This window comes from Pseudarthrobacter sulfonivorans (assembly GCF_001484605.1).
Lineage (GTDB): Bacteria > Actinomycetota > Actinomycetes > Actinomycetales > Micrococcaceae > Arthrobacter > Arthrobacter sulfonivorans_A.
On record NZ_CP013747.1, the window covers coordinates 1,253,598 to 1,271,544 of the forward strand.

The window sequence follows — 17,947 nt, forward strand, 5'->3', positions numbered from 1 at the left end:
GCGCGATTACGAACGCGAGCCACGCCCCGAGGAGATCCGCACCATGCGGATCTCGCGCACGCCCTCCTCCACATTCACGGTCCCGTCCGCCACGAACCCGTGCTTGCGATAGAAGGCCTGCGCCCGAGGATTCGGATCGGCCACCCAGAGCGCTGCCGACTCGTCAGGTCCGACGACGGTGTCCAGGAGGGCGGCCCCGGTACCCGTTCCGTGCTCAGCCGCCACGACGTACAACACGTAGAGATGAGTACCCCACTGCGACCCGGAGCTCTGCGAGGGCCCCGCCATCGCGATCCCGATCACGTCGCCGTCACGCTCGGCCACTGCCACGCGGTTCGCACGGTAGCGCTCATCGCTGAGCATCGCAGTCCAGAACCGTTCCCGGGCGGCAGGCAACCCCGGGTCGTCGAGGACGCGGTCCGCCATCACGCCGCGGTACGTCTCGCGCCACGACCGCACATTCACGCGCGCCATCTCGGCAGCGTCCTCGACGCGCGCGTAACGAACCCTCGCCGGGGTACCCATACGCGAAACTCTACCGAGAGCGGCACCCGGCGTAGCCTGATCCTATGGACTCCGAAGTCCGGTATCTCAGGCTCCGCACGGGCATCACGGTGCCGTGCGGCATCCACGGCGACGCCGATGCGAAACCGGTGCTGCTGCTGCACGCGTGGGGCGAATCAAGCGGCAGCTTTGACCGTCTGATACCCTTGCTGACCGGCTTCAGGGTCTACACCCCGGACCTGCGCGGGCAGGGCGAGGCGGACAAACCGGAGGGTGGCTACTCCCTGGCGGAGCAGGCTGAGGATGCCGCTGCGGTCCTGGAGGCCCTCGACGTGCCGAGTGCCGCCGTCGTCGGCTCCTCCAGCGGCGGTTACGTCGGGCAGCAGCTGGCAATTGCCCATCCGGACAAGGTTGCCGCGCTGGTGCTGGTGGGCTGTCCCCTGAGCCTCCACGGACGGGCGCCCTTCGCCGACGAGGTGGACCGCCTGACGGACCCCCTCGACGAGGGCTGGGTCCGGGATTCCCTGTCCTGGTTTACCCTGCTGCATGACGTTCCGCAGTGGTTCCTTGAGGACCGCGTGCGCGACGGCCTCAGGATGCCGGCCCACGCCTGGAAGGGCATCCTGGCCGGCCTGACCGAAGCAACCCCACCCACGGATGCGGGAACCATCCACGCCCCCACGCTGATCCTGTGGGGCGGCCAGGACAACCTGCTGCCGCGCAGCGACCAGGATATCCTGGCAGCCCGGATCCCCGGCTCCGTGCTGAAGGTCTATCCCGACGTGGCGCACCTGGTGCTGTGGGAGTGTCCGGAACGGGTGGCGGAAGATACGACGGAGTTCCTCGCCTCCCTCGCCTAGCCAAGCAACAGCTCAGCGGCGCCGCCGGGATTCGGGCAGGAGGAGCCACACCAGATAGGCGCCGCCCATCACCACGGTCACCACGCCCACCGGGGCGGAGCTCCCCAGCCGTGGACCGCCGTCGTAATTCCCGACGGCGGCCGCCGGCCAGGTGAGGGGCTCAGCTGAGGTATCCGTTCGGGTTGAGGACGTACTTGGTGGCCGCTCCGGCGTCGAACTCGGCATAGCCCCTGGGCGCATCCTCCAGGGTGATCGCCTTCGCGTTCACGTTCTTGGCGATGCTCACCTTGTCATGCAGGATGGCCATCATCAGTTGCCGGTTGTACTTCATCACCGGGCATTGTCCGGTGGTGAAGCTGAGCGACTTGGCCCAGCCGGTGCCCAGGCTCAGGCTCAGCGCACCCTTCTTGGCAGCTTCGTCTACGCCTCCCGGATCGCCGGTGACGTACAGCCCGGGAATGCCCAGCGCACCGCCGGCCGCGGTGACTTCCATCAGCGAGTTCAGCACCGTGGCAGGTGCCTCCTTGGCGTCATGGCCGTGGCCGCGCGCTTCGAAGCCCACCGCGTCCACGCCGCAGTCCACTTCCGGGACGCCCAGGATCTGCTCGATCTGCTCCGCGGGGCCACCCTCCGCGAGGTCAATCGTTTCGCACCCAAAGCTGCGCGCCTGCGCCAGCCGGTCGGCGTTCAAGTCCCCCACGATCACGACGGCGGCACCCAGCAAGTGCGCGCTGGTGGCCGCTGCGAGGCCAACAGGCCCGGCGCCGGCCACATACACTGTGGAGCCGACGCCCACCCCGGCCGTCACGGCGCCGTGGAAGCCGGTGGGGAAAATGTCCGACAGCATGGTCAGGTCCATGATCTTTTCCAGGGCCTGGTCCTTGTCCGGAAACTTCAGCAGGTTCCAGTCTGCGTACGGGACCAGCACATAGTTGGCCTGGCCGCCCACCCAGCCGCCCATATCCACATAACCGTAGGCGCTGCCGGGGCGGTCCGGATTAACGTTCAGGCAGATGCCGGTCTTGCGTTCCTTGCAGTTCCGGCAGCGGCCGCAGGCGATGTTGAAGGGCACCGAACAGATGTCCCCCACTTTGATGAACTCGACGCCGGGACCAACCTCCACCACCTCGCCGGTGATCTCGTGCCCCAGCACCAGGTTGGGCGGCGCCGTGGTGCGCCCGCGGACCATGTGCTGGTCCGAACCGCAGATGTTGGTGGCCACGGTTTTCAGGATGACCCCGTGGGGTACTGTGCGCCCCACGTTCGCCGGATTCACGCCCGGGCCGTCTTGGAGTTCGAAGCTTGGATAGTCGATGTCGATCAGTTCGACCTTGCCCGGTTCTTTGTAGGCAACGGCTTTGTTCCCAGTCATCAGTGCTCTCCTCTGGTCAGAACGGCGAAGCCCGGTGGGGCCGCCATGAATCATGAGTGTTGTGATGGACCCTCGCGTGCAGGGGGCCTGCCCGTGGCTTGAGCAGCTGGATGTTTTCCTGGCGTTGGGGGTCCGGCCAGTCTAGGCATGCCGGCCCGAAGGGTCCATAGCCCGAACCCCCTATTTGCTCCCCTGCCGGGGGCCGTCTGGCCTGGCGGAATTCAGGCCGCCAGCCGGACCGGTGCGGGCATGCAGTGGTTCCGAATTGACCTCGACTAAGCCCCCGCAGACCGCTAAAGTTCCCGCATCTGTCCCGTACACTTCTTGGAGGCCACAGTGTTTAGAAGAATCAGCAGGATGACAGGTGCCGTGGCGGGGCTGGTGCTCTCGCTCGGCCTGATCGCGCCGTCGGTGCCGGCAGTCGCCGCGACGAACTACGACATCGATTCCGCCTCCAGCCAGCAGGTGGTGGTCAACAAGCACCGGGCACTGAACCCGGCCTCATATGTGCCGGCGACACTGGTCAGGGTCCAAGGCGAACGGCTGCGGGCTGAGGCCGCGGACGCCTACAAGCAGCTTGCCAAAGCCGCCAAGGCGGACGGAGTGAACATCATGCCGATCAGCGGCTACCGTTCGTTCAGCCAGCAGGCCAGCCTCTATGACAGCTATGTGCGCCAGTACGGACAGACGACGGCCGATACCCTTGCCGCCAGGCCCGGACACAGCGAACACCAGACCGGCCTGGCAATGGACATCGGCAACGCCAGCGGAACCTGCGCCCTGCAAGCCTGCTTCGCAAGTACGCCGGCGGGCCAGTGGGCGGCCGAACACGGCCCGGAGCACGGATTCATCATCCGCTATCCGGCCGGGGCCGAGGACATCACCGGATACACCTACGAGCCATGGCACCTGCGCTATGTGGGAAAGGCGCTCGCCCTGGACATGCAAACCAGGCAAATGGCCACACTGGAGCAATACTTCGAGCTCGAAGCGGCTCCGGATTACCTTCCCTGAGGTCCAGCCTTCACAGCACCTTTGAGAGGAACGCCTTGGTCCGGTCCTGCTGGGGATTGCCCAGCAGCTCGCGCGGCGGGCCCGACTCGACCACCACGCCGCCGTCCATAAAGGCGATGGAGTCCGCCACTTCGCGGGCAAAGCCCATCTCGTGGGTCACCACGATCATGGTCATGCCGCTCGTGGCCAGTTCCTTCATAACGTCCAGCACCTCACCCACCAGCTCCGGGTCCAGGGCACTGGTCGGTTCGTCGAAGAGCATCAGCTTCGGATCCATGGCCAGCGCCCGGGCGATGGCCACTCGCTGCTGCTGCCCGCCGGACAGGTGCGCCGGGTAGTGATCCGCCTTGTCCCCGAGCCCGACGCGCTCCATCAGCTCCCTGGCGCGCAGGGTGGCTTTGGCCTTCGGAATGCGTTTGACCCGCATCGGCGCCTGGATAATGTTTTCCAGCGCGGTCATGTGCGGAAAGAGATTAAAGCGCTGGAACACCATGCCGATGTCGCGGCGCTGGAGCGCTGCTTCCTTGGGCTTGAGCTCATGGAGCTTGTCGCCCTTTTGCCGGTAACCCACCAGCTGCCCCTCCACGAAGAGGCGGCCGGCGTCGATCTTTTCAAGGTGGTTGATACAGCGGAGGAACGTGGACTTGCCGGAGCCGCTGGGCCCCACGATGCACAGCACCTCGCCGGCCTGGACTTCCAGGCTGATGCTGCGCAGCACGTTGTTGGAACCGAAGCTCTTGGAGATCCGGTCCGCGGTCACCATCGGAGTAGCGCTCATCCCTTGCCTCCCAAATCATTGCCCATTGGCGCAGCAGTCACTGCCGCCGCCCCAGGATCACTTTCCGACGCCGGTCCCGCCTGCCGTCGTCCCGTTCCGCGGGAGAAGCGCTTCTCGATGAAGTGCTGCCCCACCATCAGGACAGACGTGAACAGGAGGTACCAGATCGATGCCACGATGAGCAGCGGAACCGGGGTGAACGTCACGGCGGAGATGCCGCGGGACACGCCGTAGAGGTCGATGCTGAGGGGAATGGCCGCCACGAGGGAGGTGGTTTTGAGCATGGAGATCACCTCATTGCCGGTGGGCGGAATGATGATCTTCATGGCCTGCGGAACCACCACGTAACGCATGGTCTGGCCCCACGACATGGCGAGCGCCGTCGACGCCTCCTCCTGGCCCTCATCCACGGACAGCAGTCCGGCGCGGACAATCTCGGACATGTAGGCGGCCTCATTCAGCGCCAGTCCGATCACCGCCGTGATGTAGAGGTTGGTGAACACGTCGTTGGGAATGGTGATCCACGGCGTCATGAACGGTATCCCGATGGTGAACACCGGGTAGATGAGCGCCACGATGCCCCAGAACACCAGCTGGACGTAGACCGGGGTCCCGCGGAAGATCCACAGATACAGCCAGGCGATGCTCTTGACCACCGGATTCGGCGAGAGCCGCATGATGGCCAGGAGCAGCCCCAGGACGATGGCGCCGATCATGGCGTAGATGGTGAGCGTCAGGGTCACCCAGGCCGCCTGGCTGATCCGGCGGTCAAAGAGGTACTTGCCCACCTCCGCCCAGCCGTAGTCGGGCCGCTGCGAGGCATCCACGACGAACAGCGCCAGCAGGAACACGAGGACGACGGCGATCGAGATCCGCCAGGGGTGGCGCAGGGGAACCGCCACAATGGCGTCCCCCTGCGCGTCAGTTCCGCCGGTTGCGGGGTTGGGCCGCGCCACGGCGGCGTGTTTGGGAAGAGTCACGGCTGGTTACTTGGCCGACGACGCCACGTTGAGCGCCGCCGTCTTCACGCCGCCGCTTTCCACGCCCCACTTGGACAGGATCCTGTTGTAGGTTCCGTCGTCGATCAGTGCCTGCAGTGCCTTCTGCAGCACCGGAGTGAATGCGCTCCCCTTGTCCACCGGAATCCCGTAGGGCGCCACTTCAAAGGCATCCCCGGCGGTCTGCAGCTTCTCCTTCGTCTGCGAGATTGCGTACAGGGTCACCGGCGAATCGGCGCTCATCGCGTCCACCTGGCCCACCACCAGCGCGTTGGTCGCCTGGTCCTGCGCGTCGTACTTGAAGATTTCAATGGCGGGTTTGCCCGCATCCGTGCACGCCTTGGACTTGGCCGGCACCTCGTGGGTGTCCTCATACGTGGTGGCCTGGACGGCAACCTTGAGTCCGCAGGCGTTGTCCGGGTCCACGGTCTTGCCCTTCGGCGCCGCCCACTGGATGCCCGCCGAGTAATAGTTCACGAAATCCACCTGCTTTTCGCGTTCCAGCGTGTCGGTGAACGACGACATGCCCATGTCGTCCTTGCCCGCCTTGACGGACGGGAGAATGTTGTCGAACGTGCCGATATCAAAGTTGACCTTCAGCCCGAGCGAGGCACCCAACGCATTGGTGAGGTCCACCGACCAGCCTGCAGGGGCGCCGTTGCCATCCTTGAATTCGTTGGGCGGGTAATTGTTGGCCATGCCCACATTCAGGACGCCCGCGGATTTCATTTTCTCCGGCAGCAAAGCCGCAAGTTCCTCATTCTTCTGGACTGCGGTGTCCGCGGAAGAAGACGCTTTATCCGCCGCCGCCGGGGCGCTGTTGTCCACACAACCCGACAGCATAAGTGCTGTTGCAGCGGTCAGGGCAGGGATTAGATAGCGGTTGCGCATTGGATCCTTAGGTGTTTTGAAGATGAAGGTCCGGCACCGCGAAGATTGTGCGATTCCTCGGGATTGCGAAATCAGTGAGGAATTCAGTGGGGCGGCATGGCACCCGTCAATCGGACCGCATTCCGTAAGTCACGGATAGCTTCCGGGCCTCTGGCCTTCAACTCGGAGATAGTGGATGCGCCTACCAGCGTCATGCTAGGCGCAATTCGTTGGAGAAAAGGCCAAAGACACGGCTCGCCCCCGGAATGCGCCGGCCCCAGCTACCGCCCGGCGGCCCCGCCCAGCACCACGTTCACCGGTTCTCGCCCGGCCTGCAGCAACCCGATCTGCTTCCGGATCAGCCGCGCCACCCGCGGCAGCATGGCCGAGCTCGCTCCGCCCACGTGCGGGGTGATCAGGACTCCGGGCACGGTCCACAGCGGATGATCGCGCGGCAGCGGTTCCGGGTCCGTCACGTCCAGGGCGGCCCGGAGCCTGCCGGACGACGTCTCGTGCAGCAGGGCCTCGGTATCCGCCACCGGCCCGCGGGCCACGTTCACCAGCAGTGCGCCGTCCGGCATAGCCGCCAGGAACCGGGCGTCAACCAGGTGCCGGGTCTGCTCGCTCAGCGGAACGCTGACCACCACAATGTCGTGCAGCGGCAGCTGCTCATACAGGGAATCAATCCCGTGGATCCGGCCGCGCTCATCGTCGCGGCCGCGGCTGGCCAGCCGGGTCACCTCGGTCTCGAACGGCAGCAGCCGGGCCTCAATCGCCTTCCCCACTCCCCCATAACCCACCAGGAGTACCCGCCTGTCGGCCAGGCTGGGGCGCTCGCGGTGGTCCCAGGTCCCCGTCGCCGCATGCCGCACAAAGTCCGGGATCCCCCGCTGGCTGGCGATGATCATGCCCAACGCAAGTTCCGCCGTCGACGTCTCATGCACTCCGGCCGCGTTGGCGAAAAGGCACCCCGCGGGCAGAACCGCCGCGACGCCGTCGTACCCGATCAGCTGGCTCTGCACCAGGCGGACATCCACGGAGTCCAACGCAGCCAGCGCCCCTACCCCGCCCATGTAGGGCGGCACCACAATGTCGAACTGGTCCGCCGGCGCCGGGCCGGTCAGGTCCCACAGGAAGAGTTCGACGCCGGCGGACGGCTCGAGCGCGTCCACCAGGTTCTGGCTGGGCAGACTCACCCGTAGTTTCGGTGATGCGGGCAAACCGGACATGGTTGCTCCTTCTCTCGACTTCCCTGCCAGTTAACCAGCCCCGCGCTACCGGTCGGTCTTGACCACCGTGAACAGCACCGCCGAGTCCTCTTCCGCTTCCAGGCTGTGCAGCCCGTCCGGCACGATCAGGAGATCCCCGGCCTTGCCCTGCCACGACTCCCCGCCAGCCCGCAGCCAGACCGATCCCTTCAGCACGTAGACCGTGGCCTCGCCCGGGTTCTGGTGCTCGCTGAGCTGCGTGCCGGCACGGAATGCCATAACAGTCTGGCGCAGTCTCTTCTCATGCCCGCCGAACGCTGTATCGGCTGCCCGCCCGCTGGGCGCCGCAACAGCGGCAGCGATCTGCTGGCGGGCCAAAGCCTCAATCGATATTTTTTGCATGACGCCACCGTACCCACGATTGCCTGCGTTGCCGAGGGCCGTTCATCCGTCATCGAATCATTTTCCAGCCGGGGCCGGGCTGGCCAGGAGCATCCCGGGAAGGACATCGCACAGCCATGCCATGATCTGGTCGTGGCTCCAGCCACGCTCCGTGGCGAGCAGGTTGTAGGTGCTGTCGCCATAAACGGTGATGAACGCGTCGGTCAGCTCGTCGAATGACCGGTCATCCCGGAGCGGCCCCTTAGCCGCCAGCATCCCCAAGACCTGGCCGAACCCGTCCCGCCGGAGGTTCTCATGGTACTGGTGGGTCCTGCGCACTTCATCGTCGGTGAGGGCGGCCGCGCGGAGTACTTCGGAGATGGCTGCGGCGCGGGCAAAAACCTCACCGGCGCCACGAATGAAGATCCGCAGAGCCTCCACCGCGCCGGGCTCCGCCGTCATTGACGCCCACCAAGGCTGGGCCTGCGGCGGGCGGGGATCCTCTTCACCCAGGACCGCGGCATCAATGACGGCACTGATCAGTTCGGGCTTTGTATGGAACACGAAGTACACGGTCTGCGAGGCCACTCCAGCACGGGCTGCGATGCCCGCCATGGTGGCGCCATGGAACCCGCGGGCAATAAATTCCTGGTGCGCCGCCTGAATGATCTTGCGCCTTGTGGCGTCCGCCTTCTTCCTGCGGATGCTCTTGACGGGTGGTGTCTCCGGGTCCATATTTAGAGTATCTCACTAGAGCGTTACTTCAGTTAAATTCATGGACAAGGAATGTGTCATGAAAACGCAGAACCCGCACTCCTTCATCACTATCCGAGCCGCTGGCATGCTCTGCTTTTGGGCCGGGGTTTTGGGTGCAGCCTCGGGTCTCCTTTTAGCCTTCGTCCAGCCCGCCGTACCTGAAAATCAATGGAGTTACCCGCTTAACGTCACGGCCTTCTCCGCCATTCAGGTGTGGTTCTCCCTGCAGCATGTGGGCCTCCTACTCGGCCTTCTTGCCCTGGGGTGGACCGGAGTTCTGGGCCAAAGCACTCTTGCACGCATCGGACATCCCGTTGCCGTCGCCTCCATGCTCGGGTTCGCAGTGACGGAACTAGCGGCCATTTTGGCCGCCAACGACACCAAGGACTCACCACTCGTAGGTCTCCTCGGCGCATCATATGGCGTCTTCAGCCTGCTGCTCGGTGCCGCACTGGTGGTGGAGGGCATCGCGGTTCTGCGGGCCAGAGTCTGGCAAGGCTGGCGGCGCTGGATTCCGCTCGCACTGGGCGTGTGGGTCTTTGTGCCCATGCTCCCGGCCCTCGCACTGTCATTCACCGGCGCCAGATTCGCCATAGCCGGCTGGATGCTTCTCTTTGCGGCCCTGGGCTGGGCCCTGATGAGGCACGCCGAGGGCACCGCGCGGAAAAACCCGGAGCCCGGGCCGGAAGGCCGGGGCCAACGCTCTTCCTTGCCCAATCCGGCACCGTAATGACGCAAATAATGAGGACCCCGTGAACACGCATTTCTTTGCCACACCAAGCACGGCTCTCACAGCGGTTGGCGCGACATGCGGGATTGCCTGGGCCGCGGGTTTCCGGGCTTACATGGTGGAACTCGCGGGGCCGGCATCCACCTTCGACTGGTGGGGGACGTTCGGCGCGATCCTCCTGCCGGGAGCCATTGCGGGCGGCCTGCTGGGCTGGGCGGAAGCACTCCGGCGCACCGGCGGCCGGCGCGGATGGCGCTGGCTCGCCCTTGCCCCACTCGCATTTGCCGTCGCCCCGATGCTGATGCCCGGTGCGGTTGCCGCCCTCCTGACCCAAGGTCTCGGCGGAGGAGCGATCGCCGTCGCCCTGATGGCGCTCGGCGGGGGCTACGCCCTCTCGCGTCGGGGCCCGCTGTGGAGCAGGCTGGTCGCCGGCCTCACCAGCGGAGCACTCCTCGCAGCGCTCGCGCTCACCGGCCCCGGAATCGCGGGCCCTGCGCTCGCCCTCACCGAACCGCGCGGCGCCTGGGTTGCCGTTTTGGCGACGTCCTTCGTTGTTGTGCTGGCCCTCGCGTCGTCGATCCCGCACCGGCCCGTCGTTACAGTCACGGATCAGGCCCCTTCAGCCCGGACCGTCCGGCCGGAATCCGGCGCGGCCCGGTAGCCCGCCTAGTGGGCGGTGGCACCCCGGATCCGGGTGAGGGATCCGGGGTCGGGGAGCGTCGTCGTCGTACGTTGTTATGAACAGCGCCGACGGCGTCGCTCAGCCGTGCGTCACCGCAGCACCCAAAAGCCCGAACAGCGCTCCGGCCGCCAAGGCAATGAGGGCGCGCCTCCCTGTGGGATACAGCCAGCGGACTGCGAACACGGCCACCGCGAAAATGAACCCGTTCACAACGGTCATGGTGACCGCCAGCCATTCGGCCCCGGTGTACACCCCGAAACCTCCGCCGCTGCAGCCGCTGATCCCGCACCAGGCAAAACCCGCCACGAACCACTGCGGAAGGCTCAGCAAAACTGCCAGAGGTACCGTCCACCGAAGATGCCGGACATACCGAGTGACCCCGTGAATGCTCACTCCCAGATCCTGAGGCAGAGCGCCAGGCGTGCCGACGGCCGGCACCGGCTTACGGATGCGCAGGATCGTCCACCGGAACAGGGCTGCGTTGACCACCGCAAGGGCGAGGAAACCCAGATAGAAGAGAACCGCCGTCGGCCTCAACCCACCCTGCGGCGGCGGACCCGACGTGTCAAGGAGGAAGACCACGGCGAAATACGCCGCCGAAACGGGCAGCGTCAGAACCACCACGGCCAGCCCCAGCCGCTCCCGGAACACGGCATCCAGACCCGTTTCGAAGGAACCGGTGACGAGCGAAGCTCCGACAGCGGCAACCGTCACCGCCAGATAAACGACGACGGCGATCCTCGCCCACCGCGGCAAGGTCCGTTTGTCCGGCCGAGACCCTGTCCGCATGATCATGACCGGGCCCTCTCCGAACGGACCATGCGGATTTCGGGCAGCTCTTCCCACTCGGGTGGCAGCTGGCCGCGCGTGCCGTCAGGGCGAAAGCCGTGTTTGACGTAGAAGGCCTGCGCCCGGGGATTGTTCTCCAGCACCCAGAGATACGCCGGGCTCTCACCGATGGCCGCGCTCAGCAACGCGGCCCCCACCCCGCTGCCGTGCGTCCGCCGGAGTGTGTACAGCGAATACAGTTCCAGCGCCTCCGGGCCGTCCTCATCCCGTGCGGGACCCGAGTCGGCGAGACCCACCACTTCATGGTTGGCGTCCACGGCAATGATCCGCGGGTCGCTCCCGGCGAGGAATGGTCGACGGCGTTCCACCCGTTCGGGAATGCTGGCCCTCCGGGTGCGGAAGAACTCCGCTGACAGCCGGTCCCCGTAGGTCTCCTCGTGGGCCAGGGTGTGCATGTGCACCACGGCTTCAGCGTCCTCGGGAGTGGCCTGCCTGATGAGAAAGTCCATGGCCCCAGCCTAGCTACTTCACCCAGCCGGTCTTCTGCAGCCAGCCGGCCAGGATGGGCAGCGCCACCGAGCTGTGCATCGCGCCCAGATGATCCAGGCCCGGCAGGACACGAACGTCCCACCCGGCCTTGGTCAGGGTGACCTGATGCCTCGCCAGAGGCTCCCCGATGGATACCCGCACGCCGCCCCAAACCGGTTTGTAGTCGATCTGGTCCTCGGCGCCGGCGAACGCGAGTTTGGCCAGGTCCCCCGGGAGCGCTGCGGCCGAATCGTCAAAGCCCTGCAGCTCTTCATACAGGGTGACGAACTGCTGCGTCTGCGCCTCGGTGGTCTGGACCGACACCGAATCCCAGTCGCCCGGCTCAGGTTCCGGGACAGGGCCGACCGGGCCTGCCGGTTCGCCTGCCGCCTGCACGGACATGGCATGCGCGGCGCGGGTGACCGCCAGCATGCTTCGGTACGGGCCCTCGAGCGGCGGGAACCCGCCCATGGCGAGCGCCCGCAGACGGTCGGTGCGGAGTGCCAGCTGCAGGCCGCACAGCGCCAGCCAGGAGTAACCGTAGTAGGCAAAACGGTCGACGCCGGCGGCGTCGGCGATTGCCAGCAGATCCTTCGCGATGTTCCCCGGGCTGAGCGTCTGCGGCGCCGGGTGGGCCATGCGGTGCGCTTCGTAGTCGGCAGCAATGACCCGGTTGGTTGGTGACAGCCCGTTGATGAGGTTTGGTCCCAGATCCGGGTCCCCGCCCCACTGGCGCAGCGTCTCCGCCTCCGCCGCGGCGTGGGGCGCCAGACTGACCGGCAGGAGGACGGCGGGGCCGTCGCCGTGAAGGGCGACAGGGATGGTTGAGCCGTCATGGAGAACTGCCTCAATTGTGTCCATGGATTCCTCTTCGTCGGCGATATTCACAGAGGGTATCCCCGTTCGTTGACACTCCTCTACAGCGGACGTGTACTTAAATTGGCGCCTGCGCATGCAGGGCCAAACCACGAAGCGGCCCGCGCTTTCGTGCGGCCGCCTTCAACACATGGAGGTCGAAATGGGACAGGCACGCGACGTCATGGACCGCTTAACCACGGCCATGTCAGCAAAAGACAAAGAGACACTAGCGGGGTGCTACACCGAGGACGCCGTGGCCTTCACCCCTGATGAAGGCGAGCTCACCGGGCGGGAGGGAATCACCAACTACTTCGTCCATTTCTGGGAAGCGCTGCCGGACGTCACGTATGAGTACGCCGATAAACATGAGGCCGGGAATGTGGCTATCGATGAGGGTTTCGTCACCGGAACGAACACCGGGCCGTTGAGCCTGCCTTCCGGCCAAACGCTGCCAGCCACCGGCAAACACGTCAGAGTCAGAAGCTGCGACATCGCCAGGGTCGAGGGCGGCCTGATCACCTCGCACCACTTCTACTTTGACCAGATGGACTTCCTGGGACAGCTCGGGCTGCTTCCGGAATTGTCCAAACACTGATCGGCGCCGGCCCTACTTGAGGATCTCGGCACGGCGCAGCCGGACGATGTCCTCCAGCACGTCGTCGGGGAGGGGATGCGCCGCCGTGAACCGGATGGTCCCTTTGGACAGGGAGTACCCTTCAAGCCGGCCGGCGACGGCGTCAATCACCGCCGGGGAAAACGGGAAGACGGAGAGGTGCTTGGCTGGGCGTGGCGCGCGAGGGGCCGCACCTGCCTTCGCGGCAAGTGCGGCCCCTTTGTGCGCCATCAGCCCTGCGGCTGGTTACTTGCGCTGGGAGATGTTGAGGATGTTGCCCTCGCTGTCTAGGAACCAGGCGGACCTCCCCCAGTCGTTATCAGCAACGCCGTTCTCCGTCTTCAGGCCGGGGAAATCGTAGTCTTCAAAGACGACCCCGCGGCCCCGCAGTTCCTCCATTTCGGCTTCGAGGTTGTCCGTTTCCCAGCCCATCTGGGTGTTCTTGGCCGTCCCGGCATTCTCTGTCTGGTAAATCAGGAAACCCGTTCCGTTGCCGCCGCTGTACAACAGGCTGTCGTCCTCCATGGACTCGGACGGTTCCAGGCCCAGCTTGTCCCGATAGAAATCCTTCGCCCTGTTGATGTCCTTCGCAGCGAGAACAGCCATGATGGTTCGATCCTTGAGCATGATGATTTCCTTTGTGCCTTGCTTTCGCGTTGGTGGCGATGCTCTCCCCCGGTGGCGGATCCGGAACCCCGTTGTCCGGTGCCGCGTGGCCGCCCGTTGCGCCAAGTGCCGGAGCGGCCACCTGGGACTCTCCTGCGCCGCGCCAGCCATCATCGGCGCGAGGGTCCCCGAAGCCTATGTGGCCATTATGGAACTGAAAGGGCCTCCGCGGATATAGGGGATTTCAACCGCTTCAGGCGGCCCTCCCGGAAGCCTCCACGGTTGCCGGGAACAACTGTGGCATTTGGAGCTGCTTTTGTTGGCGCACACTTAGCTAGTGCGTACTTTTGGTGTTGAAGAAGAATTCCTGATCGTTGATCCCTCCAGCGGCAGTCCCCTGCCTCTGGCAGCAGACCTGCTGCGCCTCCAGGACCCGGGCGAACCGGCGGACCTTTCCACGCACCCGATGCTCGCCGTCGAGCTTCACCAGGAACAGCTCGAAGTGATCACCCACCCGCACAGCACCCTGAGCGGACTCTCCGCCGAGATCCTGTCCGGCCGCGCCTACGCGGACTCACTCGCCCGAAAAGTCGGCGCCAGGATCGCCGCGCTTGCCACGTCCCCGCTGGCAGTGACACCCCATTCCACCAGCAACCCTCGCTATGACGCGCTGCTGGAAAAGTTCGCCGTGGTGGCCCGTGAGCAGCTGACCTGCGGATGCCACATCCATGTCTCCGTCGATTCCGATGAGGAAGGCGTCGCAATCCTGGACCGCATCAGGTCCTGGCTGCCGCCGCTGATGGCGTTGAGCTCCAATTCCCCGTTCTGGGACGGCGCTGACAGTGGCTACGCGAGCTTCCGCACCCAGGCCTGGAATCGCTGGTCCTCGGCCGGGCCGACGGAAATCTTCGGCTCGGCGCAGGCCTACCACCAGCGCGTGGCGGACCTGGCTGCCACGGGCGTAGTCAACAACCCTGATTTTGACGCCCGCCTCTCCGCCCGCCACCCCACCGTGGAGATCCGGGTGTCCGACGTTTGCCTCGATCCCCGCGACACCGTCCTGATCGCCGCGCTGGTGCGGGGCCTGGTGGAGACAGCTGCCCGGGAATGGAAATCCGGGCAGGCACCGGACATGGTTCCGGCCATCATCCTGCGCCAGGGGGCCTGGCTGGCCAGCCGGTGGGGAATCCAGGGCGAGCTGCTGCACCCGCTGACCCACAAGCCGGAATCCGCGCGCAATGTCATCGCCGCGCTCCATGACCATGTCCGCGACGCCTTGGTCGAGGCGGGCGACGCAGCCTACGTCGAGGAATCCCTGCACCGGATCTTCGCCAACGGAACCGGCGCCAGGCTGCAGCGGCAGGCCTACGCGCGCCACGGCCGGCTGGCTGACGTGGTGAGCGACGCCGTCGTGGTTACCCACCAGGAACCCGTTATCTACGAGCCGCTCACCCCGGTTGACCTATCACTTTTGGTCCCCAACCCGGTGGTTTAGCCACCAAACCTGAACGCGCTCCCCGTCGCCTACGCGGCTTCGAGGACCGTTTTGAGCTTCGCCAGCTGCGCCACTTCGGCCTCCATGGTGCGGGCGATCACCGGGCCCACGAGCTTCATGAGCCCTTTGGGCTGCAGGTCCAGGGTGAACCTGACCATCGTCCCGCCGGGAACTTCGCTGAGTCGGTACTCCCCGGTGGGCCGGGCGGGGCCCGCCACCACCTGGAAGGCTAGCACCCAAGGCTCCGGCGGCACCGGTTTTCAGGGCGATGGCCTGAATCCCCGAGCGCCATGCCTGGTTGTTCAGTTGCCGTCGGCCAGGTAGGCGTAGACGTCCTCCGGCGAGCGGCTGATGGTGGTTTCGTTTTCTGCGTGCGCCACGGCTCTCCCCCGGCGATCAGTCGGCCATGACCTGGCGGCCGGTGAACGCCACCAGCCGGTCCATACTTACCGCGGACTCTTCCACCAGGGTTTCGTCGGCGAAGCTCTTTCCGCGCATCTGCGGGCTGATGGTGTTGTGGGCCAGGCCCAGGACGTAGTCGGACAGCACCGGCGAAACGTCCAGGTCCTGGCCGGTGGCCGTTGCGAAGTCCCAGGCGTGGACCAGGAATTCCAGGTTCAGGATGTTGGCCACCATGGAGGCCAGCAGTTCCGCGAAGCCCATGTCGACGGTCCCCTCCAGGCCGCGGGCCTGGAACGCTTCCAGCGTGGGCTGGGCGGCGTCCGCGATGCGGACTTCCGGCGCAGCATCCGGCTGATCGACGACGGCGACGCCCAAGGCCTTCGCGATTCCCGTAATGGAGCCCACCAGGTGTTCCACGAGCTCCCTCACGGTGAAGTCCTCGCACGGTGTCGGCTTGTCCGCGTCACCATGTGTCAGCGTCCGCAGGACACGCTGGACGATCGCGAGAGTGGCCTCGGCGCTGATGAGCTCGTTGAGCGGATCCGGAGCCGCCGCCCAATCGTCCGCGCCGGCGTCGTCCGTTGTGGCCAGCGTGACCAGGCGCTCGAAGTAGTGGTTCCACCCCTCGGTGTGGCCGGCCGCGGCTTCCGGGCTTAGGCCCTCGTGGACCAGGCGGACGTTGGTCCCGCCGTCGACGCTGTCCAGGGTGATGGTGACTGTGGAGGCATCGGCGGCAGGGGCCGTGGAACCTTCCCAATCCCAGGTGAAGACGACGCGCTTGCCGGGTTCGATTTCCGTGAATGTGCCCGCCGCGGAGTGCCCCGGCGTGATGGTCCAGCGGTACTCTCCACCCACGCGGAGGTCCACGCGCGCGGCGACGGTCTGCCAGCGCCGCAGCCGTTCGGGCCGGGTGATCAGGGCGAAAGCAGTGTCCGGGTCGACCGGAATGAAGACGGATTTGTCAATGGTCATCAGGGTTCTCCTCGAGATGTGGATGCTGCAGGGCGGTGGCCTCGGCCACCAGTGAATCCAGTTCGTCGGTCCAGAAAATGTCCAGGGATTCCCTGAGACTCCTCATTCCTCCGGAGTCGAGACTGTAGTACCGGTTGCGTCCGTCCTTCCTGGCACGCACCAGTCCGACGTCGGCCAGCACCAGCAGGTGCTGGGAGATCGCGGACCGGCTGACGGCAAAGTTGGCCGCCAGTTCAGTGACGGACTGCTCGCCCCGGGCCAGCAGTTGGAGCAGGCGGCGCCTGTTCGGTTCCGCGGCAGTTTCGAGAAGATCAGGCACTAGAGATACGTTAGCGGTCACTAACGTATCAAGCAAGAGCAACGCCGGGCCGTGGGCCTCGCGTCGGATTCTGCTCAATCATCAACTTCCACCCTGCCGGGCGGGCTGGATTTCCGGGGAGGCCCGCATGCCGCCGTCGAATGATTGAGCAGAATCCGTCGGCCGTAAGCGGGCCGGGAACCGCGGGATAATGAAAGCATGAGCAATCAGGACCCGGATCCCTGGGCGGAATTCGACAGGCTCAAGCCCGCAGTCCCGGACCGTGTGGCCGGCTATCCCGGCGGCGAACCGGTGGGCTTTGGCTTCCGGACGGGTGTGCGCAGCGCCAAAGTGGCCCTCGGCTTCGCCGTGTACGCGCTGGCGCTGGGAACCATGCTGGTCCTCACCGGCGCGGTGGTCTTCACCGCGCAGGGGCAGTGGCTGCTGCTCGGGCTGATGGTGCTGATCGAGGCCGGGTTCGTCTACGGGTTCATCCGGCTGGCGCGCCAGGCTCGCAACCGGCGCGCATCCGGCTAGTGCCTTAGCGGCGGCTCCCGCTGTTGCTCAGCGGTTGCTGCAGCGCCGTCTCCCGGAGCAGCTGAAGACGAAGAGTCCGCGCCGTTTCCATGTGGCTCCGGGCTATTTTTCCGGCGGCATCGCTGTCCTGCTGCTCGATGGCATGGAGCAAAGCTTCATGCTCATCCAGCGATTCCGACCAGCGGTTCCCCGTAGAGAGGGTGGACCGGGGCGCGTGGATGAGGTGAGTTGACAGCCGGTCCAGCAGGTCCCTCAGGACAGGGTTGTGGGCGCAGTTCCAGACGGCGGCGTGGAACTCAAGGTTGGTGGTGATTCGGGTGTGGTCATCCGGGTCCTGGAGTTCACGGTCCCGCTGGAGCAAAGCCTCAAGCCGCATCAGGTCCGGAAACTGCCTGGCCCGGGCCGCCTGACGCGCTGCCTCTTCCTCAAGGAGGATGCGCATGTCATAGATCTGGATGACCTGTTGTGGGTCAACCTGAGGAACCTGCAGGCCCCGGGCGACGCGCTCAAGGAGCCCTTCCTGCTGCAGGCGGGACAGCGCCTCCCGGACGGGTGTCCGGGAGACGCCGAAACGCGTAGCAAGTGACGTCTCTCGAATAGCGGTGCCAGGCTGGTGCACTCCGGACAGGATTTCGCTGCGCAGGGTCTGGAAGATGCTCTCTCCGTCAATGCGTGGGGTTGCTGTTTCCGTCACTT

24 protein-coding genes are annotated in these 17,947 nt (G+C 65.7%); 7 read left to right on the top strand and 17 right to left on the bottom strand.

Annotated elements, in window-relative coordinates:
• Window positions 1-6: 6 nt before the first annotated feature.
• Entirely contained in the window at window positions 7-474 is a 468-nt protein-coding gene (locus AU252_RS05470; protein WP_083510552.1) for a GNAT family N-acetyltransferase, read from the bottom strand.
• A gap of 95 nt (window positions 475-569) precedes the next feature.
• Between AU252_RS05470 and AU252_RS05475 the strand changes: the two genes are divergently transcribed.
• Complete coding sequence (locus AU252_RS05475; RefSeq protein ID WP_058929854.1) at window positions 570-1,364, top strand: alpha/beta fold hydrolase; 795 nt, start codon at window positions 570-572, stop codon at window positions 1,362-1,364.
• Window positions 1,365-1,524: 160 nt separating this feature from the next.
• Here AU252_RS05475 and fdhA read toward each other — a convergent pair whose 3' ends face one another.
• Window positions 1,525-2,736: a formaldehyde dehydrogenase, glutathione-independent gene (gene fdhA / locus AU252_RS05480; protein ID WP_058929855.1), complete on the bottom strand. Its 1,212-nt coding sequence runs from the start codon at window positions 2,734-2,736 to the stop codon at window positions 1,525-1,527.
• A gap of 357 nt (window positions 2,737-3,093) precedes the next feature.
• Here fdhA and AU252_RS05485 point away from each other — a divergent pair, with 357 nt between their 5' ends.
• Window positions 3,094-3,750 (top strand): M15 family metallopeptidase, encoded by a 657-nt coding sequence (locus AU252_RS05485; RefSeq protein ID WP_058929856.1) that lies wholly within the window; start codon window positions 3,094-3,096, stop codon window positions 3,748-3,750.
• A gap of 10 nt (window positions 3,751-3,760) precedes the next feature.
• On the opposite strand, the gene AU252_RS05490 is transcribed toward AU252_RS05485, so the two are convergent.
• The 6 genes from AU252_RS05490 to AU252_RS05515 all read right to left on the bottom strand — a co-directional run bounded on the left by AU252_RS05490 (window position 3,761) and on the right by AU252_RS05515 (window position 8,720).
• Window positions 3,761-4,528, bottom strand: coding sequence for an amino acid ABC transporter ATP-binding protein (locus AU252_RS05490; RefSeq protein WP_058929857.1), 768 nt, complete (start codon window positions 4,526-4,528; stop codon window positions 3,761-3,763).
• Window positions 4,525-5,508 (bottom strand): amino acid ABC transporter permease, encoded by a 984-nt coding sequence (locus tag AU252_RS05495; RefSeq protein WP_058929858.1) that lies wholly within the window; start codon window positions 5,506-5,508, stop codon window positions 4,525-4,527. Before AU252_RS05495 ends, AU252_RS05490 begins: the two co-directional genes overlap by 4 nt.
• Window positions 5,509-5,514: 6 nt before the next feature.
• Window positions 5,515-6,417 carry an ABC transporter substrate-binding protein gene (locus AU252_RS05500; protein ID WP_058929859.1) on the bottom strand — a complete coding sequence of 301 codons (903 nt, stop codon included), beginning with the start codon at window positions 6,415-6,417 and terminating at the stop codon, window positions 5,515-5,517.
• A gap of 260 nt (window positions 6,418-6,677) precedes the next feature.
• The gene (locus AU252_RS05505) at window positions 6,678-7,625 is read right to left on the bottom strand and encodes a 2-hydroxyacid dehydrogenase (protein WP_058929860.1); all 948 of its coding nucleotides are present in this window, start codon (window positions 7,623-7,625) and stop codon (window positions 6,678-6,680) included.
• 45 nt (window positions 7,626-7,670) lie between these two features.
• Window positions 7,671-8,006 carry a cupin domain-containing protein gene (locus AU252_RS05510; RefSeq protein ID WP_058929861.1) on the bottom strand — a complete coding sequence of 112 codons (336 nt, stop codon included), beginning with the start codon at window positions 8,004-8,006 and terminating at the stop codon, window positions 7,671-7,673.
• 57 nt (window positions 8,007-8,063) lie between these two features.
• Entirely contained in the window at window positions 8,064-8,720 is a 657-nt protein-coding gene (locus AU252_RS05515) for a TetR/AcrR family transcriptional regulator (protein ID WP_058929862.1), read from the bottom strand.
• 58 nt (window positions 8,721-8,778) lie between these two features.
• On the opposite strand from AU252_RS05515, the gene AU252_RS05520 reads away from it, so the two are divergent.
• On the top strand, window positions 8,779-9,471 hold the full coding sequence (locus tag AU252_RS05520; protein ID WP_058929863.1) for a hypothetical protein: 693 nt from the start codon (window positions 8,779-8,781) through the stop codon (window positions 9,469-9,471).
• Window positions 9,472-9,493: 22 nt separating this feature from the next.
• The gene (locus tag AU252_RS05525; protein WP_058929864.1) at window positions 9,494-10,132 is read left to right on the top strand and encodes a hypothetical protein; all 639 of its coding nucleotides are present in this window, start codon (window positions 9,494-9,496) and stop codon (window positions 10,130-10,132) included.
• Between the two features lie 99 nt (window positions 10,133-10,231).
• On the opposite strand, the gene AU252_RS05530 is transcribed toward AU252_RS05525, so the two are convergent.
• From AU252_RS05530 to AU252_RS05540, 3 genes are read right to left on the bottom strand one after another with little or no spacing between them, the layout of a single operon-like run.
• Window positions 10,232-10,948 (bottom strand): hypothetical protein, encoded by a 717-nt coding sequence (locus tag AU252_RS05530; RefSeq protein WP_058929865.1) that lies wholly within the window; start codon window positions 10,946-10,948, stop codon window positions 10,232-10,234.
• Window positions 10,945-11,451, bottom strand: a complete 507-nt coding sequence (locus AU252_RS05535; protein ID WP_058929866.1) for a GNAT family N-acetyltransferase — start codon at window positions 11,449-11,451, stop codon at window positions 10,945-10,947. The genes AU252_RS05530 and AU252_RS05535 overlap by 4 nt, the downstream gene beginning before the upstream one ends.
• 13 nt (window positions 11,452-11,464) lie before the next feature.
• Window positions 11,465-12,331, bottom strand: a complete 867-nt coding sequence (locus AU252_RS05540) for an alpha/beta fold hydrolase (protein WP_058932767.1) — start codon at window positions 12,329-12,331, stop codon at window positions 11,465-11,467.
• A gap of 157 nt (window positions 12,332-12,488) precedes the next feature.
• Here AU252_RS05540 and AU252_RS05545 point away from each other — a divergent pair, with 157 nt between their 5' ends.
• Window positions 12,489-12,923, top strand: coding sequence for a nuclear transport factor 2 family protein (locus AU252_RS05545; RefSeq protein ID WP_058929867.1), 435 nt, complete (start codon window positions 12,489-12,491; stop codon window positions 12,921-12,923).
• Between the two features lie 12 nt (window positions 12,924-12,935).
• On the opposite strand, the gene AU252_RS05550 is transcribed toward AU252_RS05545, so the two are convergent.
• Entirely contained in the window at window positions 12,936-13,172 is a 237-nt protein-coding gene (locus AU252_RS05550; protein ID WP_058929868.1) for a hypothetical protein, read from the bottom strand.
• A gap of 15 nt (window positions 13,173-13,187) precedes the next feature.
• Window positions 13,188-13,568, bottom strand: a complete 381-nt coding sequence (locus tag AU252_RS05555) for a VOC family protein (RefSeq protein ID WP_058929869.1) — start codon at window positions 13,566-13,568, stop codon at window positions 13,188-13,190.
• Between the two features lie 316 nt (window positions 13,569-13,884).
• Here AU252_RS05555 and AU252_RS05560 point away from each other — a divergent pair, with 316 nt between their 5' ends.
• Window positions 13,885-15,042, top strand: coding sequence for a glutamate--cysteine ligase (locus AU252_RS05560; protein WP_083510281.1), 1,158 nt, complete (start codon window positions 13,885-13,887; stop codon window positions 15,040-15,042).
• 29 nt (window positions 15,043-15,071) lie between these two features.
• On the opposite strand, the gene AU252_RS24455 is transcribed toward AU252_RS05560, so the two are convergent.
• The 3 genes from AU252_RS24455 to AU252_RS05575 form a co-directional block, all read right to left on the bottom strand.
• A complete protein-coding gene (locus AU252_RS24455) occupies window positions 15,072-15,278 on the bottom strand; it encodes a hypothetical protein (RefSeq protein ID WP_058929870.1) in 207 nt (68 codons plus the stop codon).
• A 160-nt stretch (window positions 15,279-15,438) separates the two neighbouring features.
• Complete coding sequence (locus tag AU252_RS05570; RefSeq protein WP_058929871.1) at window positions 15,439-16,416, bottom strand: TIGR03086 family metal-binding protein; 978 nt, start codon at window positions 16,414-16,416, stop codon at window positions 15,439-15,441.
• Complete coding sequence (locus AU252_RS05575) at window positions 16,406-16,735, bottom strand: ArsR/SmtB family transcription factor (protein WP_058929872.1); 330 nt, start codon at window positions 16,733-16,735, stop codon at window positions 16,406-16,408. Before AU252_RS05575 ends, AU252_RS05570 begins: the two co-directional genes overlap by 11 nt.
• A 198-nt stretch (window positions 16,736-16,933) precedes the next feature.
• On the opposite strand from AU252_RS05575, the gene AU252_RS05580 reads away from it, so the two are divergent.
• Complete coding sequence (locus AU252_RS05580) at window positions 16,934-17,251, top strand: hypothetical protein (protein WP_058929873.1); 318 nt, start codon at window positions 16,934-16,936, stop codon at window positions 17,249-17,251.
• Between the two features lie 4 nt (window positions 17,252-17,255).
• Here AU252_RS05580 and AU252_RS05585 read toward each other — a convergent pair whose 3' ends face one another.
• Window positions 17,256-17,945: a GntR family transcriptional regulator gene (locus tag AU252_RS05585; protein ID WP_058929874.1), complete on the bottom strand. Its 690-nt coding sequence runs from the start codon at window positions 17,943-17,945 to the stop codon at window positions 17,256-17,258.
• Between the last annotated feature and the right edge of the window lie 2 nt (window positions 17,946-17,947).